21 protein-coding genes and 4 pseudogenes are annotated in these 25713 nt (G+C 47.8%); 14 read left to right on the top strand and 11 right to left on the bottom strand.

Annotation, left to right across the window (positions count from 1 at the left end; translation table 11 throughout):
* Positions 1 to 7 precede the first annotated feature (7 nt).
* From K7I13_RS05985 to K7I13_RS05965, 5 genes are all read right to left on the bottom strand, one after another.
* Positions 8 to 1096, bottom strand: coding sequence for a Gfo/Idh/MocA family protein (locus K7I13_RS05985; protein WP_255948753.1), 1089 nt, complete (start codon positions 1094 to 1096; stop codon positions 8 to 10).
* A gap of 19 nt (positions 1097 to 1115) precedes the next feature.
* Positions 1116 to 2102: an ABC transporter permease gene (locus tag K7I13_RS05980; RefSeq protein WP_255948751.1), complete on the bottom strand. Its 987-nt coding sequence runs from the start codon at positions 2100 to 2102 to the stop codon at positions 1116 to 1118.
* Positions 2083 to 3396 carry a sugar ABC transporter ATP-binding protein gene (locus tag K7I13_RS05975; protein ID WP_255948749.1) on the bottom strand — a complete coding sequence of 438 codons (1314 nt, stop codon included), beginning with the start codon at positions 3394 to 3396 and terminating at the stop codon, positions 2083 to 2085. Before K7I13_RS05975 ends, K7I13_RS05980 begins: the two co-directional genes overlap by 20 nt.
* Entirely contained in the window at positions 3393 to 3599 is a 207-nt protein-coding gene (locus K7I13_RS05970) for an ATP-binding cassette domain-containing protein (RefSeq protein ID WP_255948747.1), read from the bottom strand. Before K7I13_RS05970 ends, K7I13_RS05975 begins: the two co-directional genes overlap by 4 nt.
* 81 nt (positions 3600 to 3680) lie before the next feature.
* Positions 3681 to 4673, bottom strand: coding sequence for a sugar ABC transporter substrate-binding protein (locus K7I13_RS05965; protein ID WP_255948745.1), 993 nt, complete (start codon positions 4671 to 4673; stop codon positions 3681 to 3683).
* A 301-nt stretch (positions 4674 to 4974) separates the two neighbouring features.
* Here K7I13_RS05965 and K7I13_RS05960 point away from each other — a divergent pair.
* The 13 genes and pseudogenes from K7I13_RS05960 to K7I13_RS05900 form a co-directional block, all read left to right on the top strand.
* A pseudogene (locus K7I13_RS05960) lies at positions 4975 to 5061 on the top strand (hypothetical protein); the annotation flags it as partial.
* Between the two features lie 47 nt (positions 5062 to 5108).
* Positions 5109 to 6008, top strand: coding sequence for a substrate-binding domain-containing protein (locus K7I13_RS05955; protein WP_255948743.1), 900 nt, complete (start codon positions 5109 to 5111; stop codon positions 6006 to 6008).
* A gap of 202 nt (positions 6009 to 6210) precedes the next feature.
* Positions 6211 to 6795, top strand: coding sequence for a hypothetical protein (locus K7I13_RS05950; RefSeq protein ID WP_255948741.1), 585 nt, complete (start codon positions 6211 to 6213; stop codon positions 6793 to 6795).
* A 350-nt stretch (positions 6796 to 7145) separates the two neighbouring features.
* Positions 7146 to 8102, top strand: coding sequence for an ACP S-malonyltransferase (locus K7I13_RS05945; RefSeq protein WP_255948739.1), 957 nt, complete (start codon positions 7146 to 7148; stop codon positions 8100 to 8102).
* Positions 8102 to 8845 carry a 3-oxoacyl-[acyl-carrier-protein] reductase gene (gene fabG / locus K7I13_RS05940; protein ID WP_255948737.1) on the top strand — a complete coding sequence of 248 codons (744 nt, stop codon included), beginning with the start codon at positions 8102 to 8104 and terminating at the stop codon, positions 8843 to 8845. The genes K7I13_RS05945 and fabG overlap by 1 nt, the downstream gene beginning before the upstream one ends.
* Positions 8842 to 10095 carry a beta-ketoacyl-ACP synthase II gene (fabF, locus tag K7I13_RS05935; RefSeq protein WP_255948735.1) on the top strand — a complete coding sequence of 418 codons (1254 nt, stop codon included), beginning with the start codon at positions 8842 to 8844 and terminating at the stop codon, positions 10093 to 10095. The genes fabG and fabF overlap by 4 nt, the downstream gene beginning before the upstream one ends.
* Positions 10092 to 10568: a 3-hydroxyacyl-ACP dehydratase FabZ gene (gene fabZ / locus K7I13_RS05930; protein WP_255948733.1), complete on the top strand. Its 477-nt coding sequence runs from the start codon at positions 10092 to 10094 to the stop codon at positions 10566 to 10568. The genes fabF and fabZ overlap by 4 nt, the downstream gene beginning before the upstream one ends.
* A complete protein-coding gene (gene fabV, locus K7I13_RS05925; protein WP_255948731.1) occupies positions 10565 to 11761 on the top strand; it encodes an enoyl-ACP reductase FabV in 1197 nt (398 codons plus the stop codon). Before fabZ ends, fabV begins: the two co-directional genes overlap by 4 nt.
* Before the next feature lie 29 nt (positions 11762 to 11790).
* Entirely contained in the window at positions 11791 to 12264 is a 474-nt protein-coding gene (accB, locus tag K7I13_RS05920) for an acetyl-CoA carboxylase biotin carboxyl carrier protein (RefSeq protein WP_255948729.1), read from the top strand.
* Positions 12261 to 13578 (top strand): annotated as a pseudogene (locus K7I13_RS05915) (acetyl-CoA carboxylase biotin carboxylase subunit). The gene accB and the pseudogene K7I13_RS05915 overlap by 4 nt, the downstream one beginning before the upstream one ends.
* Positions 13579 to 13598: 20 nt before the next feature.
* Positions 13599 to 14371, top strand: a pseudogene (gene accD, locus K7I13_RS05910) (acetyl-CoA carboxylase, carboxyltransferase subunit beta).
* Complete coding sequence (locus K7I13_RS05905) at positions 14368 to 14583, top strand: hypothetical protein (RefSeq protein WP_255948725.1); 216 nt, start codon at positions 14368 to 14370, stop codon at positions 14581 to 14583. The pseudogene accD and the gene K7I13_RS05905 overlap by 4 nt, the downstream one beginning before the upstream one ends.
* A pseudogene (locus K7I13_RS05900) lies at positions 14514 to 15305 on the top strand (acetyl-CoA carboxylase carboxyltransferase subunit alpha); the annotation flags it as partial. The gene K7I13_RS05905 and the pseudogene K7I13_RS05900, both read left to right, overlap by 70 nt.
* Positions 15306 to 15450: 145 nt before the next feature.
* Here K7I13_RS05900 and K7I13_RS05895 read toward each other — a convergent pair.
* The 3 genes from K7I13_RS05895 to K7I13_RS05885 form a co-directional block, all read right to left on the bottom strand.
* On the bottom strand, positions 15451 to 16701 hold the full coding sequence (locus K7I13_RS05895) for a hypothetical protein (protein WP_255948723.1): 1251 nt from the start codon (positions 16699 to 16701) through the stop codon (positions 15451 to 15453).
* Between the two features lie 290 nt (positions 16702 to 16991).
* Positions 16992 to 17798 carry an outer membrane lipoprotein-sorting protein gene (locus tag K7I13_RS05890; RefSeq protein WP_255948721.1) on the bottom strand — a complete coding sequence of 269 codons (807 nt, stop codon included), beginning with the start codon at positions 17796 to 17798 and terminating at the stop codon, positions 16992 to 16994.
* A 156-nt stretch (positions 17799 to 17954) separates the two neighbouring features.
* The gene (locus K7I13_RS05885) at positions 17955 to 20720 is read right to left on the bottom strand and encodes an efflux RND transporter permease subunit (protein ID WP_255948719.1); all 2766 of its coding nucleotides are present in this window, start codon (positions 20718 to 20720) and stop codon (positions 17955 to 17957) included.
* 335 nt (positions 20721 to 21055) lie between these two features.
* Between K7I13_RS05885 and K7I13_RS05880 the strand changes: the two genes are divergently transcribed.
* Positions 21056 to 21466, top strand: coding sequence for an ArsR/SmtB family transcription factor (locus K7I13_RS05880; protein WP_255948717.1), 411 nt, complete (start codon positions 21056 to 21058; stop codon positions 21464 to 21466).
* A 113-nt stretch (positions 21467 to 21579) separates the two neighbouring features.
* Here K7I13_RS05880 and K7I13_RS05875 read toward each other — a convergent pair whose 3' ends face one another.
* The 3 genes from K7I13_RS05875 to K7I13_RS05865 all read right to left on the bottom strand — a co-directional run bounded on the left by K7I13_RS05875 (position 21580) and on the right by K7I13_RS05865 (position 25614).
* On the bottom strand, positions 21580 to 22086 hold the full coding sequence (locus K7I13_RS05875; RefSeq protein WP_255948716.1) for a hypothetical protein: 507 nt from the start codon (positions 22084 to 22086) through the stop codon (positions 21580 to 21582).
* A 217-nt stretch (positions 22087 to 22303) separates the two neighbouring features.
* The gene (locus K7I13_RS05870) at positions 22304 to 25453 is read right to left on the bottom strand and encodes a FlgD immunoglobulin-like domain containing protein (protein WP_439647467.1); all 3150 of its coding nucleotides are present in this window, start codon (positions 25451 to 25453) and stop codon (positions 22304 to 22306) included.
* Positions 25454 to 25470: 17 nt separating this feature from the next.
* Positions 25471 to 25614: a hypothetical protein gene (locus tag K7I13_RS05865; protein ID WP_255948714.1), complete on the bottom strand. Its 144-nt coding sequence runs from the start codon at positions 25612 to 25614 to the stop codon at positions 25471 to 25473.
* Between the last annotated feature and the right edge of the window lie 99 nt (positions 25615 to 25713).

Raw genomic sequence — 25713 nt, 5'->3', positions numbered from 1 at the left:
TTCTCTCCTATTTGATCTGAACCGGCTTGCCCGCCGAGGCCGACTCATAAATGGCGTCGGTTATTTTCATGAGGCTCAGAGCCTGTTCCGGTGTGCTGAGGGGTTCAGACGTACCCTGGATGCTTTCAATGAAATTCGCGGCGGAAGCGATCCTTCCCATTGTTTCATCTTTTTCAACAAGAATATCGCGGTTAACCTGATTGCCGTTTTCTTCAGTAAACAGTCTGCAGGAATCAATGCTGGTTTCATCGAATCCATCCCGTCCGAACAGACGTTCGACCTTGCCCCCCGCTTTCTTGCCCTGGAACACAACGGAAACTACTTCCCGCTCATTCATTTCAGCCCAGGAATTCCGGATCATCAGGCTTTGTCCGCTTTTAAAAGTAAGCATCGCATGGCATGACGACTCCACATCAGTAATGCCGGATGCCGCATCGGGGATGCCCCATGGGCCTTTGAAATTTTTGTTATCCATAAAATTATAAAAGGTCCGGGCCAGAACATAGTCGGGTTCAGGATAATCCATAAAATACAGGGCAAGGTCAATCATATGCAAAAGATCGATAACAGGTCCGCCTCCCGAAAGTTCCTTTGTTGTAAACCAGCCGCCGAAGCCGGGAATGCCTGCCCGCCGTATCCAGGTGGCCTGGGCGGAATTTATCGCGCCGACCCGACCGTTTCTGATATATTTCATTATTGCCTGCGACTCGGGCCTTGCCCGGTTATTAAAGGCAAACATGAGGCGTTTCCCCGATCTTTTTGCTTCATCAAGCATTACCTTCATTTCTGAAGCGTTAAGCGCCGGTGGTTTTTCACAGTATACATGCTTTCCGTTTGCAAGCGCTTCTATCGCAAGGGGCATGTGAAATTTGTTCGGCGTCAGAACCGAGACTGCGTTGATGTCGGGATTGTCCTCAATCATGCGGATCAGGCTGTCATAGGTTTTCTCGATGCCGTATGGGGCTGCCGCTGTCTTTGCCTTTTCCGTATTCGCATCGGCAATCGCGACAACCTGGGCTCCGGCCTTTGTGAATCCCTTGTAATGGTAGGGGAGCATGCCTCCCGCGCCGATAATTCCTATTTTGATATTTTCCATAATTGATCTACACTCCTGCCTATTTTTTTCTGTTCTGGGCAAGAACAGCAATGATGATAATTATACCCTGCACCAGGCCATTGAGGAACGGAGGGACATTCGCCATTACCAGAACCGTGCTGATAATCCTGAGCATCAGTACCCCGAGGAAGGTCCCGATAATTTTGCCGCGTCCGCCATCCATGGAGGTGCCTCCGATGGCAACCGCCGCGATCGCGTCCATCTCATAGCCGGAACCGGCGCTTGCGGCCTGAATTGAGGTGAGCCGGCTGGCGAGCAAAAAGGCCGCGAGACCGTACAGGGTTCCCGCATAGGTGAAGATCAGGGTTTTAACCCGGTCCACACTGATACCGGAAAGCCTCGCGGCCTGCTGGTTTGAACCGATCGCATACACATAGGTCCCGAATTTTGTCTTTGACATCAGGATCGCGGTAATAATGGTTATAGCTATAAAAAACAGCATGAGATTCGGGATGCCGAGGACCTTGCCGGCCGCGATATGCCTGAAAGAAGCGTACATTGTTCTTGATACCGTAAACGGGCCGCCTTGGCCGAGCTGGTTAATGACTGACCGCCAGGCCGACATGGACGCAAGCGTAACAATGAACGGCGCGATTTTTCCCTTTGTAACCAGCAGTCCATTGATAAGGCCGGCAATCATGCCCGCGCCGAGACAGAAAAGCAGGCAGAGGAATATACTTTCAGTCCTGTTAAGAACGGTAATCCCCATTCCCGAAACAAACGCGACTACTGCGCCCACTGAAAGGTCTATCATTCCCGCGGAAATAATCAGACTCATTCCCATTGCGCAGATGCCTACGATCGCGCCCTGCACAAAAAGATTGCTTATATTGCTCCAGGTGAGAAATGACTGGGCGAGGAATATCCTGTTGACAATAATGGCTACCAGTACAAGAATAATGAAGCTCAGCCAGTGGCTGTAATTCGATGTTATATTGTGCCACGCACCTTTAATATCCTTTCCGTTAATTTTTGGTATGTTCATTCTGTCCCTCCAAATGTGCGCCTGTAGAATATTCCATTATTTTCACTTCCGTTATTTCCTTGTCAGTCATCACCGCGCTTATGGCGCCCTTATACATAGCAATACAGCGGTCCGCCAGCTGGTGGATTTCGGGATATTCATTGCTGAATACCAGAATGGCCTTGCCCTCTCCGGCAAGTTCATGTATCAGTTTATAAATCGCGTATTTTGAGCCGACGTCGATACCCTGGGTCGGATTATCCATGATATAGACATCCGCTTTGATCTCAAGCCATTTTCCTATAATAACTTTTTGCTGGTTTCCGCCGGACAGGGAAGTAATGGGGTCTTTTTCGCTCCTGACTTTTATATCCATTTTTTCCCGGTTCCGGTTAAACCGCTCTGTTTCTTCTTTTGTTGAAATAAACGGTTTTTTATGTTTTGCTACAAAATAGGCAAGGGAATTATTGTTCCGGATACTCAGGTCGGGAATGATTCCCCGTTCCTTTCTGTTCCGCGGAATCATTCCGATTCCGCTCTTCATAATGTTTTTTATACTTTTCATATTGAGGCGGCCTTCGCGTGTTTCTATATAGCCGCTTTGAATGGGGCTCGCTCCGAAAAGGGCGGTCGCGAGTTCGTCCATACCGGACCCCTGCAGTCCTGTTATAACGATGATTTCTCCTTTGTGGATATCAAAGGAAATGTCCCTGAATGTATGGCCGGTCAGATTATGGACGGACAGCAGGATTTCATTGGAGGCCATCCACTTCATTCCATCACGCAGATTTGTTGCGACAAAACTTTTTCCTATGAGCAGCTCGGTCGCCTGCTGTTCTGTTATATCTTTAAAATAGCCGCATTGGATAAATTCGCCGTCCCGCAGGACAGTATAACGGTCACAGATGGTAAATAATTCAGGCATTTTATGTGAAATATAGATGAAGCTGACTCCCTCGGCTTTCAGCTGACTCATAATAGAAAAAAGATTTTCAATTTCCTGATTATTCAGCGCCGTTGTCGGCTCATCCATAATGATTAATTCTGATTTAAAGAGAAGCGCCCGGGCAATCTCAACAAGCTGTTTTTGCGCCGTTTCAAGGTCTGCGACAAGGGCTGTTGCCTGTATCCCGGTATTCATAGTATCAAGGACTTCCTGGGCCCTTTTTATTTCCGCTTTTTTGTTTACGAGTCCTGCCTTGAAGGCATACTCTTCACCGAGGAACATATTCTGGTACACTTTCAAATCATTGCACAGATTCAGTTCCTGGTGGATAAACCGTATTTTCATTTCAGCTGATTTATGTGGAGTCATTCCCGGATTTCCCTGCCGTCAATAATTATCTGCCCTGAATCCGGCGGAAAGGTCCCGGCAAGAACATTCATAAGAGTAGTTTTACCGGCCCCGTTTTCCCCAAGCAGTCCATGGATCTCTCCGGGCTGTACGCTGAACGAAACTTTTTTTAAAGCCTCAACAGGACCGAAGGACTTTGATATGTTTTTCATTTCCAGAATCATACTGCTGAAATCTCCTGTTTCCCATGAAGAAGCTGTCTGCGGGTTTCCCCGCAGACAGCCGGTAGTTTTGCAGAACTGGTGTTAGAGGCTGTAGCGGATTTTATACAGATCGCTCTGCATATACTCCTTGTAATTTGTTTTGTCGATCATTTCAGTGGGAATCTTGTAGCTCTTTTCAAGTGTTTCGCCCTGCATTGCCCTGTAGCCGAGATCAATAGCGTCGCGGACCATTGAGGGTGAGAAGGTGTAGGTCATAAAGTCAATGCCGGTCAGCCCGGAGTGTTCAAACAGGTCCATAAAACCTTCACCGGCGGAAACGCCGCTTACAAGCTTGATGTTGATTTTCGCGGGGCCATGATAGTTTTTCAGAGCCTCAACAATACCGAAAACGATTTCATCGTCATGGGTAAAGATAGCCTGGATTGATTCAATTTCCGCCCTGCTCTTTGTGCTCAGGTAATTTTCCATCTGTTCCATGGAAGTCTGCTGGCTCCAGTTGGTAACAAAGGACTGGACAACATTGAAATTCTTGTCTGCAGTGGAAAGGAAACCGTTGGTCCTCTCCATAGGTACTGTTGAGCTGTCTCCCTTGAATTCCAGATAATTGACTTTTCCCCTGGCAAGTTCATTCTTGAAGTAATTATTGAAGTACTGTCCTGCGCCTTCTCCGATGGCGACATTATCCCCGGAAATTTCTGCGGTCGGAACAAGCCCATCGATAAAGCGGTCATACACAATAAGGGGAACGCCGGCATCCATTACAGACTGAGCCGCGCTTCTGAGTTCATCCCCGGTAACCGGCCACAAAACAATAACAGATGGTTTCATGCCGAGAATGGTTTCTACGGCGTTGCTCTGTTCGCCAGATTCCGCCGCGGTCATATAGCGGTAATCAAAACCATGCTCTGCAGCCAGGGCCTTGGCCTCTGCTTCGCCGTGCCGGATTGATTCTGCCGTAAAGCCATGATCAGCGCTTGGCGTAACCACTCCCATCAGCTGTTTTTTCTCGGTTTTGGCACATGATGTCCCTGCGATAACCATCAGGGCAATAAGTACCAATGTTAGTTTTTTCATGCGATCCTCCTTGGATAATTGCTGTGTCCTTTCCGGTACAACAGTTAATGAAAAATACAACGCTTTTTCTGAAAAAAACATACTATGGTTTTACGCTGCTGTCAATTAAAAAAAACAGGCAGGGCATGGAATTTACAGGTTTCTCTTATTTTTACATAAAAACCCATTTATTTTTCAGTTTATATGTAAATTTTTCTGAAAAAAAATATTTTTGCATGAAAAATGTAAAGACAGTATGTAAAACTCTTTACCATTATTCATTTTTGTTTTATACTGTGTTTAATCAGGAGTAATAACATACGTGAGTACCGATAAAACCAAAGCAACATATCAGCAGATCGCAAAAGAGTCAGGGGTTTCTATCGCGACTATTTCCCGGATTCTGACCGGCTCCACGAAGGTAAAAAAGAAACCCGTGAAAAAGTACTCCAAATTATGCAGGATCACGGATATACCGTATCGGACCTTCAGGCAAAGGAAAAACCGAAAAACAGCGGTCTTATCATTTTCAATATCCCTTCAATGGAAAATCCCTTTTACAGCCAGATCGTGCGCGGGGCGAAATCCGCCGCGGACCGCCACGGCTACCAGATGGTAATTAATGAGGAACACATCAATGATGGGACCATAGCCCGGCTGACAGATCTCATCCGGAAGGTAAATGCCGCCGGTCTTATTACTACAAACCATGTATCAACCCAGCTTCTCCAGAAACTGAAAAATGAAGTCCCTCTTGTCCAGTGCTGTGAATTCGATTCCAGTCTGGATATTCCCCATGTTTCCATAGATGATATTGCCGCCGCAAAAAACACCATGGAATATCTTCTTTCCCTGGGCCGCAGGAACATTGCTTTTATAAATGGTCCCCTGAGGTACAAGTACGCCCGCCACCGGCTTCGCGGATATCTTGATTCCCTTGAACAGGCCGGCATCCCGGAGGATCCTGGGCTGATTATTCAGCTCCCCGAAATCAATTATGATATGGCTGTCTCATCGGTCATACAGCTCCTGAACGCGGGCAGACGTCCTGACGCCTTTTTCTGTGTTTCCGATGTTTACGCGGCTGCGGTAATCAAGGCCTGTACCCGGATGGGCCTGAATGTTCCGAGGGATGTTATGGTTTCCGGTTTTGACAATGTCAATATTTCCTTTATGACTTCACCTACCATTACTACTGTCAAGCAGCCGAAATTCCAGCTTGGTTTTTCCAGCTGTGAACTCCTTATCCAGCATATTGCGAATCCCGAATCGACCGTCCGCAGCATCCTTCTTGAAACCGAACTCATTGTCCGCGAGTCAACAGCTTCGCCGGTGAATGCCGTCGCCGTCCCCTGAATGATTTTACACATTGTCATGTGTAAGTTTTTATTTTTCTACACATAGGTATGTGTAAGATTCTGTTTTTCTACACATACTTATGTGTAGAAAATGTCAGCGCTATATTAAAAAAAATATGGAAAATATATAAATCAAAGCCGGCACCGGTGAAAGATCCTTTTGTGGAGAATTCTACTGAAAAAGTTCAGGAGGGAAAATTATGGAGGAATATTATAAGAAAGTTTATACGGTATTATCTGAAATATATAATTCCGATAAAATTATTCCGGATCATTGTCAGAATGAAAGATATTTACACCATTATTTTTCCCGTAAAATACAGGACTCTTACCGGATAAACTATGCCAATCTTATTGAAAGTAAACTGCACTCGGAATGGCCCACATACAAGAAGGAAACGGATATCCTGTTTGCAAAATACCGGTATAACAAAGAAACAAAAGTATATGAAATAATTGACCCAACGGAAAAAATAGGCCGGGGAGGTTTTATTGACTTTGCCATCGATGAGTATAAGAATCCACGTTTCGCTATTGACTTTACAGCCAAGTACAGCTGGGATAGCGAAGACATAATATTTGATTTTATGAAACTTCTGGATTCAAGAAATCAATTCACTGAGTGCATATCTTTTAATCTTCTTTTTGATGAGAAAGATCTTAGAAAAAAAGGATCTTTAACACGATTGGAAAATAAAATGAACGCCGCAAAAAAAACACGGAAGAAAGACTTGGAAAGTATTTTGACAGAAACAGAAAGTTTCTTTTCCGGATTATTGAAATAAGCATTTCGGGCAAAAACAGCCGGCACCTGAAAAATGTAATGAATACGTTTTTTTTACGGTGATCCCGGCATTCTATGCCCATGAAACTGTAGCCTTCCGCTTTAGAGCGCCGGAATTCCGTCAAAAAGTATTTTTCTTCTATAAAAAGATTATGTAATTAAATGCTGATACCATCCATACTCCCGGTACAATTCCGCCGGGAACAGGCAGCTTAGGAGGGAATTTGCCGCTCCGCTAAAACTTTCCTGTAATACAGCCTTACTGCCTTGACTTTTATTGGAAAAAAGGGGAATCTATGTACTGATTGTTGACGAAATGACGTTTAATGTCAAAATAAAAAAGGAGAGGATATGCCGGTTTTTTTGTTTCCGGGGCAGGGCGCCCAGTTTTCAGGTATGGGAATGGATATGTACGACGCGGACACGGACGGTTCGATGGGAATCCGCAACCTTTTTGATTCAGCAAGCTCTATATATGGGAAAGATATACGCACTGTTTTGAATTCCGACGCGGAAGTTCTTAAAAGAACGGATGTGAGCCAGATAGCCATAACCGTGGTATCCCTGGCCGCTGTCCGCTTTCTTTCAGCCCGGAATATAGGGGTTTCGGCCTGTGCCGGTTTCAGCCTGGGCGAATATCCCGCGCTCGCGGTTTCCGGCATCCTTTCGGAAGAAGATACGCTGAAACTCGTAATCGAACGGGGGCGGATCATGCAAAAGGCCAGCGATGCACTCGCATCTTCCGGGGATGAGCCTGCCGGTATGTCGGTTGTTCTCGGACTTTCCTCCGGGCAGATTGATGAAATTATCGCGTCCTCCGGAACCGGAGATCTGTATGCGGCAAACTATAACAGTCCCCTGCAGACAGTGGTTTCAGGGACCGCTCCGGCGCTGGAAAAGGCAGCCGAAATTTTCAAGGAAGCCGGCGCGCGCCGTGTGCTCAGGCTCAAGGTCGCCGGCCCGTTCCATTCTCCCCTCATGAATGAGGCGAAGGAAGAATTCGCGGCAGTGCTTGAGAATTTTGCTTTTTCGGATCCCTCTATTCCTGTGTTTTCCAATGTTACGGGAAAGCGGATTACAGGCGGGGCGGAAGCGAAGCAGTGCGCGGCCCGGCATTTGGTAAGTCCGGTGCGCTGGACCCTTGAAGAATCCGAAATTGCCTTGCTGATGCAGGGCCTGAAAAATGAAATACGGGAAGATATTCCTGAGCTGATTGAAGCAGGTCCCGGAAAAGTATTGAGCGGTCTCTGGACCGATTCAGGACTGCCCGGGGTCTGTAAACCATATACGGAAGCAGGGAGAGAATAATGTTACTGGAAGGAAAAACCGCATTGATAACCGGCGCGAGCCGCGGGATCGGCAGGGAAATTGCCCGCCGTTTTATTGAAGAAGGAGCAGAGGTCTGGGGCCTGGCTACAAAACCCTCGGAAGGCGCTAAGGAACTGGCTTCTTTTGCGGAGCAGAAAGGGACCGGGTATCATGAACTTATTGCCGATATCGGGGACGCCGGAATGGTCCAGTCTGTTATTTCCCAGGCGGTAAAGGATTCCGGCGGATTTTCCATTCTTGTAAATAACGCCGGTATTACCCGCGACGGCCTTTCTTTCAGGATGAAGCTGGAAGACTGGAACGATGTCCTCCGCATTAATCTGACCGGGACTTTTCTCGTGAGCCAGATTGTGTCTGCGGACATGATCCGGAAACGGGCGGGCTCAATTATCAACCTTTCAAGTATTGTCGGTCTGCATGGTCAGGGCGGCCAGGTAAATTATGCGGCAAGCAAAGCCGGCATCATCGGCTATACAAAGAGTCTTGCGAAGGAAACTGCCGGAAGGGGAGTCCGCGTCAATGCGATTGCCCCCGGATTTATTATAACGGAAATGACTGAAGTTATTCCCGAAGAAGCGAAAAAAGTCTGGCTTGAATCAATTCCCATGAAACGGGCCGGAACTGTAACCGAAGTTGCGGACGCTGCTGTGTTTCTTGCTTCGGACTTATCAACATATATTACCGCACAGGTAATCGGAATTGACGGAGGAATGGGAGCATGAGCAGACGTGTAGTAGTAACAGGACTTGGCGCGGTTACACCGCTTGGAAATTCGGTAAATGATACCTGGGCTGGGATCCGGGCCGGAAAATGCGGCATAGACCGTATTACTCTTTTTGATACAACCGATTTTGAAGTGAAAATAGCCGCTGAAGTAAAAAATTTTGATCCGTCCCAGCACGGCATAGACCGGAAAGACGCCCGCAAGATGGCCCGTTTTACCCAGTTTGCATGCGCGGCTGCGGTTGAAGCTATCCGCGACGCGGGATTTGATAAGGAAACAATATCAAAAGTCAACTCGGGAATTATGGTGGGAAACGGAATCGGTGGTTTTGAAATTCTTGAAGCTTCATTTAAAAAATATTTTGAGGCCGGTAACACCCGCATCCCGCCCCTTTCAATTCCCATGCTCATAATGAATGAGGGGCCTGCAAATATCAGTATGATGTACGGCATTACCGGGCTTTCCTGGACGCTTGCGACCGCCTGCTCTTCGGGAACCGACGCGCTTGGCGTGGCGCTCGATCTTATCCGCTCCGGCCGGCTTGATGTCTGTGTCGCGGGCGGAACTGAAGCGTCCATTACCGGATTCGGCATCGGCAGTTTCACTGTCCTTCAGACACTTGCTGCTTCATTCAATGATGACCCGTGTAAGGCCAGCCGTCCATTTGACAGGGACCGCGAAGGTTTTACAATGGGCGAGGGCGCCGGCATTCTGATTCTTGAAGAACTCGAGCACGCGCTTGCGCGCGGAGCAACCATTTACGCCGAATTTACCGGATACGGCGCTTCGAGCGATGCCTACCATATCACCAGTCCCAGGCTGGATGGTAGCGGCGGGGCAATGGCCATTGAACGGGCTTTAAAGGATGCCGGAATAAAGCCGGAAGACGTCCAGTATTACAACGCTCACGGGACTTCGACTCCGGTCAATGATCCCGCGGAAACGCTCATGCTGAAAAATGCGTTCGGCGAACATGCCTATAAAATGAAAGTGTCGAGTACCAAGAGCATGACCGGACACTGTGTAGGTGCGGCCGGCGCTATCGAGGCCATCATAGGTATTAAAGCCCTCAATGACAATTTCTATCCGCCTACAATTAATCTTGAAAATCCGGATATTGAACACGGCTGTGATCTTGACTATGTTCCGAATGTGGGAATTGAAGCCCCGATGGACTGTTTCGCGTCAGGATCGCTGGGGTTCGGAGGCCATAACGGCGTTATTGTTATGAGGAAGTATAAAAAATGAATCCAGCCGATTTGAATGATAAAATGGTCCGCGCGGAAGAACGGAAAAAAATAGAACAGCTTCTGCCGCACCGTGACCCCTTTCTTTTTGTTGATGTTATTGACGTAACTGATGAGAAACAGGTTGTCGCAAGGCATGTTTTTTCCGAAGATGAGTTTTTCTTTAAAGGCCATTTTCCGGAATACCCTGTTGTTCCCGGAGTTATTCTTGTCGAAACTATGGCCCAGGCAGGAGGCGCCGGACTTGTGCGGCGCGGCATTATGAGTGATGATTCGCTCTTTTTTCTTGCCTCGGTTGACAAGGTGAAATTCCGGAAACAGGTCCGCCCCGGCGATGAAGTACGCCTGGTAATCGAAAATCTCAGAGTTTCACCAAAAATGATAAAACAGGCGGGAAAGGCTTTTGTTGGCGAAGATCTTGCGGCAGAAGCTGAATGGCTTTGCCTGGTCGGCGGAAAAGGAGACATTGCATGATAATTAAACCAATGATACGGAGCAATATCTGTATAAATGCCCACCCCGCCGGCTGCGCCGCTGAAGTGGACCGTCAGATAGCCTATGTCCGTGAGAAGGCCGCGGAAAAACATATAGAAAAAGGAAAACTGAAGGCCGCGCTGGTGCTGGGCTGTTCAACCGGATACGGACTGGCAAGCCGCATCACCGCCGCCTTTGAGTATGGGGCTTCAACGGTCGGGGTTTCCTTTGAAAAAGAAGGAACTGAAAGCCGCGGCGGAACACCGGGCTGGTACAATAATCTTGCCTTTGACCGGGCCGCCGCAGACGCGGAGCTTCCTTCGGTTACCATCAACGGAGACGCTTTTTCGGATGAGGTAAAAGCCAGAGTTATTGAAACCGCAAAAATAATGGGGATTACTTTTGACCTTGTTGTATACAGCCTGGCCAGTCCGGTACGGACTGATCCCGAGACAGGTGAGCTGTATAAGTCGGTACTTAAGCCCTTCGGAAAACCCTACAGTGGTCAGACTGTTGATCCGATGACAGGAAAGCTCAGCAGCATGAGTGCCGAACCGGCGACCGAAGAAGAAGCGGCCCAGACCGTCAAAGTCATGGGCGGTGAAGACTGGGAACTCTGGATTACACAGCTTTCAGACGCAAATATTCTTTCGGACGGCTGCATTACTGTGGCCTATTCCTATATCGGTCCCGCTCTTTCCCATGCCATTTACCGCGACGGAACTATCGGCGGCGCAAAAAAACATCTTGAAAAAACTGCCCGCGAAATGGACGCGGAGCTGAAAAAAGATATGAACGGGCAGGCCTTTGTTTCAATTAATAAGGGACTGGTTACCCGTTCGAGCGCGGTCATTCCGATTATTCCGCTCTATCTTTCAGTTCTCTTTGCGGTTATGAAGGAAAGGGGAACGCATGAAGGCTGTATTGAACAGATCGAACGTCTGTTTACCGAACGCCTTTATACAGGAGGTCCGGTTCCGGTCGACGGGGATCATCTGATCCGTATCGACGATTGGGAACTCGACCCCGAAGTACAGAAAGAAGTGGACAGGCGCCTCGCAATGATAACGGAAGAAAACCTTCCTGAATACGCTGATCTGGCAGGTTACCGCCATGACTTTCTCGCCGCCAACGGTTTTGATGTTGACGGAATTGATTATGAAGCCGATGTTGCGCGGCTCGATACGATTTAGCCTTTTCACTCAAAGGAGATTGCAGGCTTATGGAAGAAAAATTTCTGCTTGAACTTTTTGACCGCTTTAATTCCTCAGACGCCGCTGAACTGAAAATTTCAGCGGATGGTTATACCTTTGAACTTCGCCGCAAGGAAGCGTGTATTGCAGGAAGCCCGGCTGTTCCTGCCTCGGCGCCACCTCCTGTTTATAACGCTGCCGCGGATAAAAAGCCGGAGCCGGATTCAAAACCTGCGAAGAACGCTGCTCCTGCGGCGTCCGATACCATAATCATCAAAAGCCCCGTTGTGGGAACCTTTTACCGGTCGCCGAATCCGGACGCGCCCGCTTTTGCCGAAACAGGCAAAAAAGTTTTAAAAGGACAAAAGCTCTGCATTATAGAAGCAATGAAAATGATGAATGCCCTTGAAGCTGAGTTTGATTGTGAAATTGTGGATGTACTTGCCAATAACGGCGATCTTGTTGAATTCGACCAGCCCCTGTTTGAGGTCCGTCACGTATGATTAAACGTCTGCTGATTGCAAACCGCGGTGAAATAGCAGTCCGGATTATCCGGACCTGCCGGGAACTGGGCATAAAAACAGTGGCCGTGTATTCAACCGCCGACCGGGATGCGCTTCATGTGCAGATGGCGGATGCGGCGGTTTGCATAGGTCCGGCAAAATCATCAGACAGCTACCTGTCAAAATCAGCTCTTATAACCACAGCGATCCGTACCGGCTGCGAAGCTATTCATCCCGGCGTCGGATTCCTGTCAGAGAACGCCGATTTTGCGCGGGAAGTAATAAAGGCCGGACTCATCTGGATCGGCCCGGACCCTTCGGTAATTGAAATGCTCGGCGACAAGGTTGTCGCACGTGATACCGCCCTGAAATTCGGATTGCCGGTTACTCCCGGATCCCCGGGACCCATTGCGAAAAAGAAGAAGCAATTGAGGTCGCCCGGACCTGCGGATACCCGGTAATTATCAAAGCCGCTTCAGGCGGCGGCGGAAAGGGAATGAGGATTGTCTGGAAGGATGAAGACCTTCAGGAGAATCTTGAAATTGCATCCCGTGAAGCTGAAGCGAATTTCGCGGACGGTACCGTATATATAGAAAAATACCTGCAGAATCCGCGCCATGTTGAATTGCAGGTAATAGCTGACGGGAAGGGCGGAGTCGCCGTTCTGGGTGAGCGGGACTGTTCCGTCCAGAAAAACCATCAGAAGCTGATAGAAGAAAGTCCTTCGCCCGGTGTTTCTCCCGTGATGAGAAAAAAATGGGCGACGGAGCGCGCAATCTTTTTTCAAGCCTGAAATACTGCGGGGCCGGAACAATAGAATTTCTTGTGGTTAAGGACGAGTTTTTCTTTATGGAAGTAAACGCCCGTATCCAGGTAGAGCATCCGGTCAGTGAATTTGTGACCGGGACCGATCTCATCCGGGAACAGATACTTGTATGCTGCGGGGAGCCCATGACCATTGACCCTGATAATATTCGCCTGAGCGGCTGGTCAATTGAGGCAAGGATAAATGCGCTTGCGCCCGGAAAAGTTTCCAGGCTCGATATCCCCGGCGGACCCGGTGTACGCTTTGATTCTTTTTTGTACACAGGCGCGACTGTTTCGCCTTTTTATGATTCCATGGTCGGCAAGCTTATTGTCCATGATATTGACCGGCCCCATGCCCTTGCCCGCCTCGAACGCGCGCTTGATGAACTTCATATTGAAGGCGTTCCGGTAAACACCGGTTCCCAGAAAAAAATAATTTCAAACAGGATATTCAGGTCCGGCAGTTTTGGTACCGGACTCTATGCCCAGCTGGAGGCTGAACTGTGAGCGGAAAAAATGAAAATATAATTACCTGCAATTCCTGCAAGGCCGAAATAAAAGAAGACGCCTTGCAGAAAAACCTGAAAGTCTGCCCCTCCTGCGGTTATCATTTCAGAATGGAACCCCGGGAACGCATTGACTATCTTACGGACAAGGACAGTTTTGTGGAGTTCTGCAAAAACATGAAAAGTCTGAATCCCATTGCAATGGACGGATATGAAGAAAAACTCAGCGAAGCTGAAAAAAATCAAACATGACCGACGCTGTCATAACCGGCACCGCTTCGATAGATTCGATGCCCGTTGTGCTTGCCCTTATGTCCTTCAGTTTTATGGGAGGTTCCATGGGTTCGGTAGTCGGCGAAAAAATTTACCGCACTATGATGAAGGGCCTTCAGACAAAATCGCCTGTTATTATTTACGCGACTTCGGGCGGGGCCCGTATGCAGGAAGGGATTTTTTCCCTTATGCAGATGGCGAAGACCGCGAGCGCAACCGCGGAACTTGACCGGGCGGGCATTCCCCTGTTTGTGGTCCTTTGCGATCCGACGACCGGAGGCGTAACGGCGAGTTTTGCCATGCTGGGTGATATTACGCTTGCCGAACCCGGCGCCCTCATCGGCTTTGCGGGACCAAGGGTTATTGAAGGAACTATAAAACAGAGTCTGCCTGACGGATTCCAGCGAGCGGAATTTCAGCTTGCAAAAGGTTTTGTTGATTACGTTGTCCCTCGCAGTGAGCAGAGGGAGCTTTTCAGGAAATTACTGAAAGCCCATGGTGTTTCCGGAGGCGGTAAATGAGTGCACAGAAAAATGTCAGATCGAGTATTGAAGAATTGCAGAAGCTGGCCGAAAAAGCCGGAATCGATATTTCTGATGAAATAAAAAACATCACAAAAAAGTCGAAGAACAGAACAAGTCAGCGAATGCCTGGAAACGGGTCGAACTTGCGCGGAACCCTGACCGGCCCCGCGCCCTTGATATTATCCAGTACATTTGTGAAGATTTTATAGAACTTCACGGGGACCGCTGCTATGGCGATGACCCCGCGCTTATCGGCGGGATCGGATTTATAGACAGTATTCCTGTTACTATAATTGCCAATCAGAAGGGCCGCAATCTGAAAGAGACAATGGAGCGTAACGGAGGCATGGCCAATCCGGAAGGTTACCGGAAAGCACTCCGGCTCGCGAAACAGGCTGAAAAATTCCACCGTCCGATTATCACTCTTATTGATACGCAGGGAGCCTATCCCGGGCTCGGCGCTGAAGAACGCGGAATAGGAGAGGCCATCGCGGTGAATCTGCGTGAATTCAGCCAGCTGAAAACCCCTGTTATCTGCATTATTATAGGCGAAGCCGGGTCCGGCGGGGCTTTGGGAATCGGAGTCGGGGATAAAATTTATATGCTTAAAAACGCGGTGTACTCCGTTATTTCTCCTGAAGGATATGCTTCCATTCTGCTCCGCGATGCTTCCCAGGCAAAACATGCGGCGGCTATGATGAAAATTACATCGGAAGACCTGCTTCAAATGAAAGTCTGCAACGGCATCATAAAAGAACCGGAGGGAGGAGCCCAGTTTGATCCCGCCGGGACTGCCGCGAATATAAAGGATGTGATAATCCGTGACCTGAAAGACCTTATGCCGCGCAATCCAGCGGTGCTTGTCCGCTACCGGAACCAGAAAATAAGCAAGATAGGGCATTTTACCGAAGAAGATGAAGAATGCTCATAAAGTAGTATATGAACAGTTGTTCACCTATTATATGAACAACTGTTCATATAAGGGTTAACGGTCGTTCATATAAGAACCGCTGATTCAAAACGGCTTTTTCGTTACACGGTTTTTGAAAAAGCCGTTTTTGCTTTCCTGCTCAAAATCAGAATTTATAAGTTAATCCTGCCTGAATAAAACTGTTGTTCCGGTAATCGTAAAATTCACCGTCCTTATTGGTGTTTACATATATGCCCTGCAGGGTCAGGAATAAACCGTCCGCCGCGTTAAATGAAATCTTCGGCTGTACAAGAAATTCCCTGCCTTCAATTCCCCAGATAAAGTTACAGGAAAGCTCAAGTTTGTCCCTTAAAAAGGAGTCCTTTAAAACTACCGCAATTCTGTTGGAAGAATAATAGCCATTTGACCTGTAGTCGGTATCATATCCCGGCGGAATGACTCCGCTGCCTATTTTATCATTATGCAGAATATACATTCCCTGGTTCTGTATATTGATATTGAAATTATGGACAGGAAGATCAACATCAAAACCGGCGACCCAGTTAATGCTGCTGTTCCGCACCCACGGGTCCTCTCCCTTAATATCTCTGGTAAGATAATACGCTGCTTCTCCGCGCAGATTAAACCGGCCCGCGGCGGCCGCGGCTTCGATACCGAAAATCTGGAGCGAATCATAATGCAGTGCGGGCAGGGCTGAATCGGCTGCCAGGGCGTCTGGGACGCCGGCGGCTTCCATCGCTTTCGCTGTAAGATATCCGGAAAGATCAGCGGTGGGCTGCTTGTAATGTCCCGCATACCAGGACACCCCCATGTCCACAGGCCCGAAGGTATGGGTAAGACGAAGCCCTGCCTGACCGTAATCAAATGAAGCGGTTTCAGGAATGATGGTATCCGCCTTTGCCTGTATGGAGGCTATCGCTGCGGCGTCGCCTGAGGCAAGCGCGGCCGCGGCCTGGGCGCCAAGCACTTCCGCGGCCGTCCCGGCAAGCTCCGTGACAGCCGACGGCATCCATATCCCGGAAGAGGCGGAACGGTCAGCTGTCATAAATGGTGTATACACAGCTTCGGCCTTCATTCCGAAAGGGGCGTTCCACACAACGCGGAACATGGGTTCGGCGATCCGGCGGTCAATGTATTCGGGAAAAATAAAATCTGTATAATCATTCGCGTTAAAGCTGTCGATGACATGGAGCTTGTCCCCCTTGCCCCAGACTATTTTCATTTTTCCGCCCTCGATTATGAAATTCCCGGCAAACAGTCTGATAGTCAGCTCTTCAAGAATATCTTCGGGATATGTTTTTATTGAGACGGCGTCAAATTTAAGAGAAGCTTTTATTTCCGACGCCGTACCATCGTACCCAAAATCAAGATTGAGTTTTGGAAACGCAAAAATCAAATCTCCGTTTTTGTCGCTGTCAAAATAATCTTTATAGGCGCTGCCCCCGACAATAGCCCTGGCATCAAAGGAAGCCCTGCCGCCGAAGGAAAACGGCGAGACTTCCTCAGTACCGAAATCATTAAACCCGCCGAAAACTTCCTGACCGTCAAAATATCCGGAATCGGCTTCGCCCGAAAAGGGATCCTGGGATATGCCGCGATACAGCAGAGCAGTACCGCGGCGGCAAGCCGGACCGTTCTTTTTTCATATTAATTCCTCCAATAATTTATTACCCGATTTTTTGAATGTTATGGCCGGCCGGTGTTCAGGAAGTTCTGGGTAAATACCGAATCGCTCACGGGTTTGTCGACTTCAATATTTGTGATAACCATACGTGTGGAATGGCCGGACTGTATATTTTTCAGAAGGGAACTTACCGGTATATTATATTCCTGCACCTTGCGGATGTTTTCGACGGTGAGTTCTTTCAAAAGCCTTCCTTTTTTATCAAACATCTGACTGTACACGGGCAGCAGGGTTTCCTTATCAATGCAGACAATGCGGTACGAATATTCCGATGAAGACGGGTCTTTTGGAGTTGAACGTACCTCCCAGCAGTCATATCCGTTTGCTTTTTTTTCCGACAGTAGTTCATGACTATCGTCATCGACCTCTCTTGAACTCATATCATCATAAGAGGCGTCCGTGCCCATAAACGGCTTGCTTCCTTCCGAAGCCGCTATCCTCCGGGTTGTCCTGAGCGCGGGCAGATAAATCCATTTGTCATCAGCCCTGTCTTTGTTTTCAATCTGGAGGAACCGTGTATCTTTTACCGACGCCGGACTCCTGAAGACCATTACCGTTGATTTCAGACCGTCCTTCTCTTTTCCCCATTCTTCTACCACACGTGTTTCAGTGTTTCCATTCTGTTCTATCAGCTCCATCCGCACCAGCGTATGCGTGTATGACGGTGAGGGCGCGTCATGCGATTTTTTGATTACCGCGCGTCCGTCCGTTACTTCGGCTTCGCCGGCAAATAACGGGAATGCAGCCATTACGCCGCACAGTATAAGCGCGGGTATCTTTGCCGCTGGCATTTTTTTAGTCAGTTTCATATATACTCCATTAATTTAAGTTTCCGGTGTAATGAATTAACCGATTCATTGCATCGGAAACAGTTTCAATCGGATATAGTCAAATAATTTATTATTTGGTTATACTGTTCCTTAAAAATAAATTTCCGTTTCCGGATATAATTCCATCCTGTGCGCTTATTCGTTCCGGTTTCCCCGGCCTTTTTTACTGCGCCTCATAAATTTCGGGTCCAACATATTTAAAATTCCCGGAAGAACAGTCATCGCAAGAAGAGAGCTGGTGAACATAACTACCGCGGCGAGAATTCCGATATACCTGAGTACCACAAATTCCGAAAAGCACAGTACAAGAAAACCGAACCCGACCGCCATAGCATTGGTGACAATTCCTCTCCCGCTTTTTTTGAGCGTCCGCTTTATCACTTTTTCCGGGTCATCACAGACCGCGCGTTCCTCACGGTAATTGGTCATAAAATGGATGGTATAATCAATACCGACTCCAACAGCTATTGACGCAATAATGCTGGTAAACATATCAAGATTTATTCCCAGAAAACCCATTGCCATATAATTCAGCAGAATACTGAAAAGCAGAGGTACACAGCCGATAAGTCCCGCGAACGGGGATTTAAATGAAACGGCAATTATAATGAACACGCTTATCAGGGAAAATAACAGACTGCTTAACTGGCTTGAAATAATCATGTTTGTCATTGTGTATTCAAGTTCCGCGTTTCCCGCGGCTTCAATCCTATAGCCGTCCGGGAAAAAAGCTGCTGCGTATTCCTTCGCATCATCAATAATATTGCCGATAGCTTTTGAACTCCTTGTTCTGAGCTGAACAGTCATCCTGACTGTCCGGGGCTGAAGCGAATCATCAATAAACTTGTCAAGCGAACCGCTGAACAGCAGGAGATACTGGGATACAAGATCACTGAGCTCCTCCCGGGTTGCGGCAGGATACTTTGATACCTCCCAGGGAATTTCATAATACGCGGTTCCGTTATAATTCAGTTCGCGTTCAAGCTCACGGACAATGTCTTCGATCCCTGCGTTTTTCCCTCCCGCAAGTGCGTAAGCCCTGTTGAGTATTGCGAGACCTTCCCCGATCGAGAGCTGCTGCGAAAGAAGCCGGCTGTATTCAATGTTGGGGTCAATAAATGCTTCATATCCGGCTGACTTGTCTTCCTGATAAAAGGATCCGTAAAAAAAATCTTCCTCCCCGAATGCGGAAAAGCCGGTGTTATCAAAACTGTCAAAACCGGCTTCTCCGGCGGTTTCATAGAATTCAGCCGCTTCCGGAATATGCATCACCTGGTTCATTCTTTTTACGAATGTTGAAAAAGAAACAACCTTTCCTATTTCACCGTATTTTCCCGTAAGGTAGCCCTGCATATCATCAAGAGGTTTAAGAATTTCGGACCTTGTCATATCGCCTTTTTCATTTCCACTCACAATAAAATAAATGCTGTTTGTACCGGCGAATTCTTTATCAACAAAATCTATGTCCAGCCGCATTGCGCTGTCCGCCGGAAAGTAATTTATAAGGGCAGTCTCAACCACCAGTTTCCGTATGCCAAACACTGACAGAACAGCAATCGCTATGCAGGTAACGGCGAGTCTGGCCGGCGTCCCCGCAAGCGTACGGTATATGGCGAACAGAGGCGATTTTCTTTTTTTCTGCTGGCTTTCCGGAGTTTCCGCAGGGTTTTTATCCGTGCCGGCTTCGGACAAAACGGTTCCCCCGCCGGTGTCCTTTCCGTCCTGAGCTGCTTTTGTTTTCCGTGAAAACAACTTTGTTTTTTTTCCGACATTTTTCAGCGGCTTTACCATCAGAAGGGCGGGAATAAAAGTTGTTGCGAGCAGGAGAGAAAAAACAACACCAAGCGCGGTAAATACGGCGAAGCTGCGCAGCGGAACAAGCGGGCTTGTTACCAGGGAGACAAACCCGGCAACTGTTGTAATGCCCGCAAGCAGTACTGCCGGAAGAACGCTCTTCAGCCCTTCCATGATAACTTCACTGTGCCGTTCCCTTGTCAGTTCACCCCGGACATTTTCAAGAGCTATATAATAATGATTGAGAACATGGATGCCGTAGGCTGAACCCACCGCAATCAGGGCAACCGGAATAACACTCGACACAATGGTAAAAGTAATGTTCAGCATAGCCATGATGCCAACCGACCATATAGAACTCATAAGCACAGTAACCAGAGGCAGCAGGGTTCCGTCAAGGGATTTGAATGAAAGAAAAAGACAGATGAGCAATACCAGTACTACCAGAGGGATAAGCACAATTAAATCGGAAAGCATAAATTTCTGCGCATTTTCGCTTACAACGATGTCACCGGTAAAGAGGACCGACAGATTAGGATTATCCGCTTCTTCCCGGACTATCCCACGCAGGTTATCAAGGACAGTCTGCTTTTGGACAGAACTCAGGGTTTCTTCGACAGTGACCGCCATCTGTGTACTTTTCAGATCATCCGAAATAATAACCCGGTTGTACATATCGGGCCAGTCGCTGAGTTTCTGGCGTATTAAAACAATATCTTCCGTTGATCCTGTATATTCCGCCGGTATGAGACTTCCCGCGGTAAGGCTTCCGTCTTCAACCTGAATGTAATCCACATTGGTCAGGGACGTGATTTCATTAACGAAATCAGCTTCTTCCGCCCGTCCGGTGATGCGTCCGATTATCTCAAGATATTCGGGTGTCAGTATCGTTCCGCTTTTAGCCTGGATAATGATACTCAGCATTTCGGTGCTGCCGAAATCATCTTCCATCGCTTTAAACCGTTTGTACGATTCATGCTGCTGCGGAAAATACTGCCGCAGCGAATTGTCAATTTCCACGTTTCCAAGCTGCAGGGAAAAAAATACAGTGAGCGCAAGACAGACTGTAATTATAATCCAGGGCTGCCTGAATACCCTTTTTTGCATACAATAGCCTCCGTTAATGGTTTAATAGTTTAAACGTTCAAACATATAAACCAAATATATAAAACTTATATAAAAAATGTCAATAAAAAACACTGCTTTTTTGCAGGAATTCCACTTTTTATTTTGGTACAGCGCTTCACTTCTTCTTTAATATAGGTTCCGAACTGGCAGGAAAATGACAGAAAAACAGACGGGGAAACCTTGGCCTTTCTAATTTATAAAGAAGCCCCGGAATTTAAAAATCTTGACAGTTTTTATCTATTGATACTATATTGAAAAAAACGCAGTATCCATGTTTTTGCGGAAAAAGGCCGCTGCGCCGGGAGAAATGATCAATGATAAGCCAGAAAGAAATTAACCAGCTGATAAATAAATTCAGAATCTGCAGTCCTCTCTTTATTGCCCTTGGAGAGGAGGCCAGACAGCGTATCCTGCTTATCATTGCGGAAACCGGTATAACTGGCATGAATGTTTCCGATATCACAAAGAAAACGGACCTTTCCAGACCGGCCGTTTCCCATCACCTGAAAATACTGAAAGACTCCGGTTTTATATCTTCATATAAAAAAGGAACCCAGAATTTCTATTTTGTAACTCTGCAGAAAAATATTGACATTGTGAAAGATCTTATCAATTCAATTGAAATAAAGCTTAATTCCATTGATCCGCATGAACTTGAAAGAGACGCACCCTGGTTGAGCGAGGCTGGTTGTGCACCGAAACCCCGCGTCAGGAAACGTCGCTGAAATCAACTCTTCTTTACGCGCATCCGCATAAAAAAAACGGCCCGTTTACAGCGGGCCGTTTTGCCTTTTCAGAAAACAGCCGTATGAGCAGCTGTTAATTCCGGGCTGAAATATCATTCATCCTGTTTGATATTTTTCACATTCGTAATATTCAGAAAAACCGTTTCAGGTTCATATTTCCATATCTGCGAACCTTCCGGATAATAAGCGACAGTCGTGAGATAGTCATCCGTCCCGTTTGTATATACAAATTGATAAACCATATCAGTATCATTAAGCGCTTCATTGACCGGAGTAATTAGATTGCCGAAAGCGTCCGGAATGTCGGCTATTGATGAAGCTCTTATTATTACCGCTTCCGCAAATACTGAAAACCCGTCGGTCCCCACCGGAACAATTACAGCGGTCAGTGTACCGTTATCCCGGTTAACTGAATACTGTACTGCTTTTGCTCCCTGTGGGAGAGCAATTTCTCCGAGTCCAAAGGCCGTAAAATCGCTGCTGTTCCACTGGTTTGTCTCTGCCTGGCCGTTTTGTGCCTGTGCCTTTTCCCTGTTTGTGCATGCAGAGAATATAAGCACAAGCAGCAGGGCTGCGGCGCATAATGTTTTCCTGTTCATGAAAAATCTCCTCCTTGGATATACAAAGACAGGGGCCGGCGCAATTGCCGCCGGCCCCGTCCTGTTTTATTCGAGGCGAGGGTTTAATACCCCTCTGCTCTGCGGCGGTTTTTATAACAACCTATAAAACCGTTCGTTTTTATAGGTTCCATGGTATTAAACCCGAGACCAATTCCTCGGGAGAGAAAAATACTCCGCCGCTTTGCGGCGGGGTATTTTATTTAATCAGAATAAATTCAACGCGCCTGTTTTTCCACCAGTTTTCACGGTCGCTCCAGGCGGCAACCGGTCTGGTGCCTCCCATTCCGATAGTTGAAAGCCGTGAGCCGTCGACGCCGTTCCGTATAAGGAACTGTTTTACGGCTTCCGCCCTTTGCTGTGACAGCGGAATGAGTTCGGTTTCCTCTTCACGCTGCGTATTGCTGACGTTATTGGCATGACCTTCAATCTGTACCTTGTAGTCCTTGAACTTGTTCAGTATTTCGGCAACGCGCCGGAGAACCTGCGTGTTCTTGTCAACAATTGCCTGATCGAGGCCGTTAAAGTCCGCCGCGTTAGCCCTGAAGATAATGGACGGAACCGCTATCTTCAGTTTATCGCCGTCACGTATAACCAGAACATCGACGGGAACATAGCCGCGTACAACAGAAGTCATTCCTACATCATCCGTTACCGTGAAGGTGAACGGATAATCGGTGGCGGCCTGGACCAGTTCACCTTTGAGCGAACGTCCGTCCCAGATAATGCGTTCCGTTATTTTTCCCTTGCCTCCGGTTCGCCAGAATACATTGCCGCTGGTTCCTTCGGGTTCATAGATTTCAAATGACCAGTCGGTGAACGGTGACGCGGATTCCGCGGTCAGGTCAATAAAGAGTTCGTCATCAACCCCGTCATTATCCGGGCTGAAATATTTCGGCGAAAGCCTGACATTCAATGCTGGCGGTTTCGCGTTCACCAGGAATACCGGTGTCGCGACAGTGACCACATCGCCCTTTACATATTCGAGATTCAGTTCGGCATAGACTTTTCCCTGCGTGACAGCACCCGCATCATTTTTCCCGTCCCAGTTAACGGTCGCGGGAAGTGTGCTGGAAGTTGAAGAATTCCATGTCCGGATTGCTGAACCTCCTCCTTCGGGCTTGATTGCAAGCGACCACGAGGCAAGTCCATCCGGAATACTGGTTACAATGGACAGTTTCTGGGTGTCCTTGATACCGTCACCGTTCGGAGAGAACGCCGGGAGTTCCGCAGTCAGGAAAGCCTTTGGAACACGGGCGTCCACAACTATACCGGAGATGTTTTGCGTGGTTTTGTTTCCCGCCTTGTCTTCGGCAGTTACGGTATACGTGTATGTCCCGTCTGCGACCCTGTTTCCCGAATCATCGGTAGCGTCCCAGATTATATTTTCCACAGTCCCGTTCCAGTGATAATTTTTAACCACAGTCCTTCCTGTTGAAATGGCGGCTGTCCACAGATCTTCTTTTGAAGAAGTCTGATTTATCTGGATGGTATCGCGTTTCCCGTCTCCGTTTGGCGAGAACAGCAGATAAGGGGCGGAAATTTCTATTTCCGGGAATTCAGTGTCAATTTCAAAGTTCGGCGCCGCCGACCGCGAAACCTGCTGGTTAATAAGAGTGACTTCGAGGGCCGCTCCGTATATGCCGTCAGGACTCCGCGTGCCTGTTGAAGCGCCTTCTGCGGGGTCTGCAATACCGTTCCATGTAAAGGATACGGGGACCCTGCCTCTGCCGGTAAATGTTTTTACAACAGCGCCTGAAGTATCGGTAATTTTCAGCGAATACTGATCAACGGCGGTTGCGGCCTTTATTATCGGGGTAAAGATAATAGTATCTTTTACATTGTCTCCGTTGGGGGAGAAGGCGGTTGTGTTTACCTGCAGAATCAAGTCTGCTTTTTCGGTATTGAGTTCAACTGCCGCGATATTAGAATACCCGGTATTTCCCGCCCGGTCGGTACTCACGAGGCGGTATCCGTATTTGCCGTCCACCGCGAGTTTTCCCGTGTCATCGCGTCCGTCCCAGACTGTCGTAGTGTCCGGGGTCGCTCCGAACCGGAAGGTCCTGACCGCTGTTCCTGCGGGCTCACCAGCCGCGTTTAATGCAAAGATTTCTCCGGTCCAGGCTGTTTCCGCACTTGCCTGCTGCGTGAATGTCACTGTGTCCAGATTACCGTCGCCGACCGGCGAGAAAATCTGGCCGGATGCCCTTACCTGGGCTTCGGGCGGAGTAATATCCATAGTAAAGAAGGGTGAACGCGCGACAGGCGCATAGCCGTTAATATATTGAGCTGAAATGACGGCCTGATAGTCTCCTTCGGCGATGATTTTCCCTGTTTCATCTTTTCCGTCAAAGGCTATTACCCTAGGGACGTCAGTTCCCGCATATGTTCTGACTGTGGTTCCGCTGCGGGAGTTTACCGCGATCCGCCAGGTAATCAATCCTGTGGTTACCGGAATACTCGGCGTCATCTGAACTGCATCCCGTACGCCGTCTCCGTTCGGGGAGAACGCATTAATGTCAATGCTTATATTAATAGAAGGTTTATCAGTGTCTATAATAATATTAGTAATCCGCGCTGAGGATGTGTTTCCTGCCCGGTCAGTTGATGTAATGGTATACGAATATACTCCGTCAGGAACAATTGTATTATTGTCGCCCTTGCCGTCCCAGATAAAATCGGCCGGCGCAGCGTTTCTGGTTTCAATTAAACGTACTATTGTTCCCGCGCTGTTTTCTATAGTTGCGGTCCATAAATCCTCGACCGAACCGCTCTGGGTAATTTTAAAGGTATCCTTGTTGCCGTCCCCGTCCGGACTGAAAATCATTGCGTTTGCGCCTGTCGGAGGGGAAATGGTTATTTCAGGATGCGTGTTATCGACAAAAAACTGGTATTTTTGTGAAGTACCGACGTTTCCGTTATCATCTTCGGCGGAAATCCAGAAATAATATGTTCCGTCAGGGGCAGTCTCTCCCGAATCCATTATGCCGTCCCAGCGGAGGGTTGAAGGCAGGGGTATTCCTTCCTTTACTCTGGTCAGAAGTTTCCAGAAGTTCTTAAAGAAATTTCCAATCCCATTTGATCCGCTCATTTCAGGGCGCTGTTCCTTGTTTTCTATTTTTCTGACAACATTTCCATGTTCATCTTCAATTACAAATGACCAAGCCTGTACATACCGCTGGTCATTTATTGAAAGGGGAAATTCAAGAGCATCCTGCACACCGTCATTATTCGGTGATATATACCGGTAAGTCATCGGCCCCTGGGCAAAAGCGGGAACCAGGGAAAAACAAATCATAAAAAAGCTGCAAAAAAAGAATATGCGAAAACGCATGGTAGTCCTCCTCATGTATAGTCCCGGCAATATTATTCTTCAGGGAAATCGATGCTGATAACCGGCGGTTTTGTATCTTTTACACCGAGTTTAATACTCGCCCCCGCTCCTGCCGCGTAAATATCACCCTTGAGATGCTTAAATGCCGCGGTGGGTGTGAATTCACTCTGCCCCATCCGTTTCTCGTGAGAAGGGAATCGCCCTCCGGCGACCCGACTTTCAGTTTTACGCTTATTCCTACGGAAGGCATAAGCGATTGAAGTTCTTTCCGCATT

The sequence above is a fragment of the Brucepastera parasyntrophica genome (genome assembly GCF_022376835.1).
Taxonomy (GTDB): domain Bacteria; phylum Spirochaetota; class Spirochaetia; order Treponematales; family Treponemataceae; genus Brucepastera; species Brucepastera parasyntrophica.
Note: the sequence above shows the minus strand (reverse complement) of the source record. Positions and strands in the feature narration are given on the sequence as shown.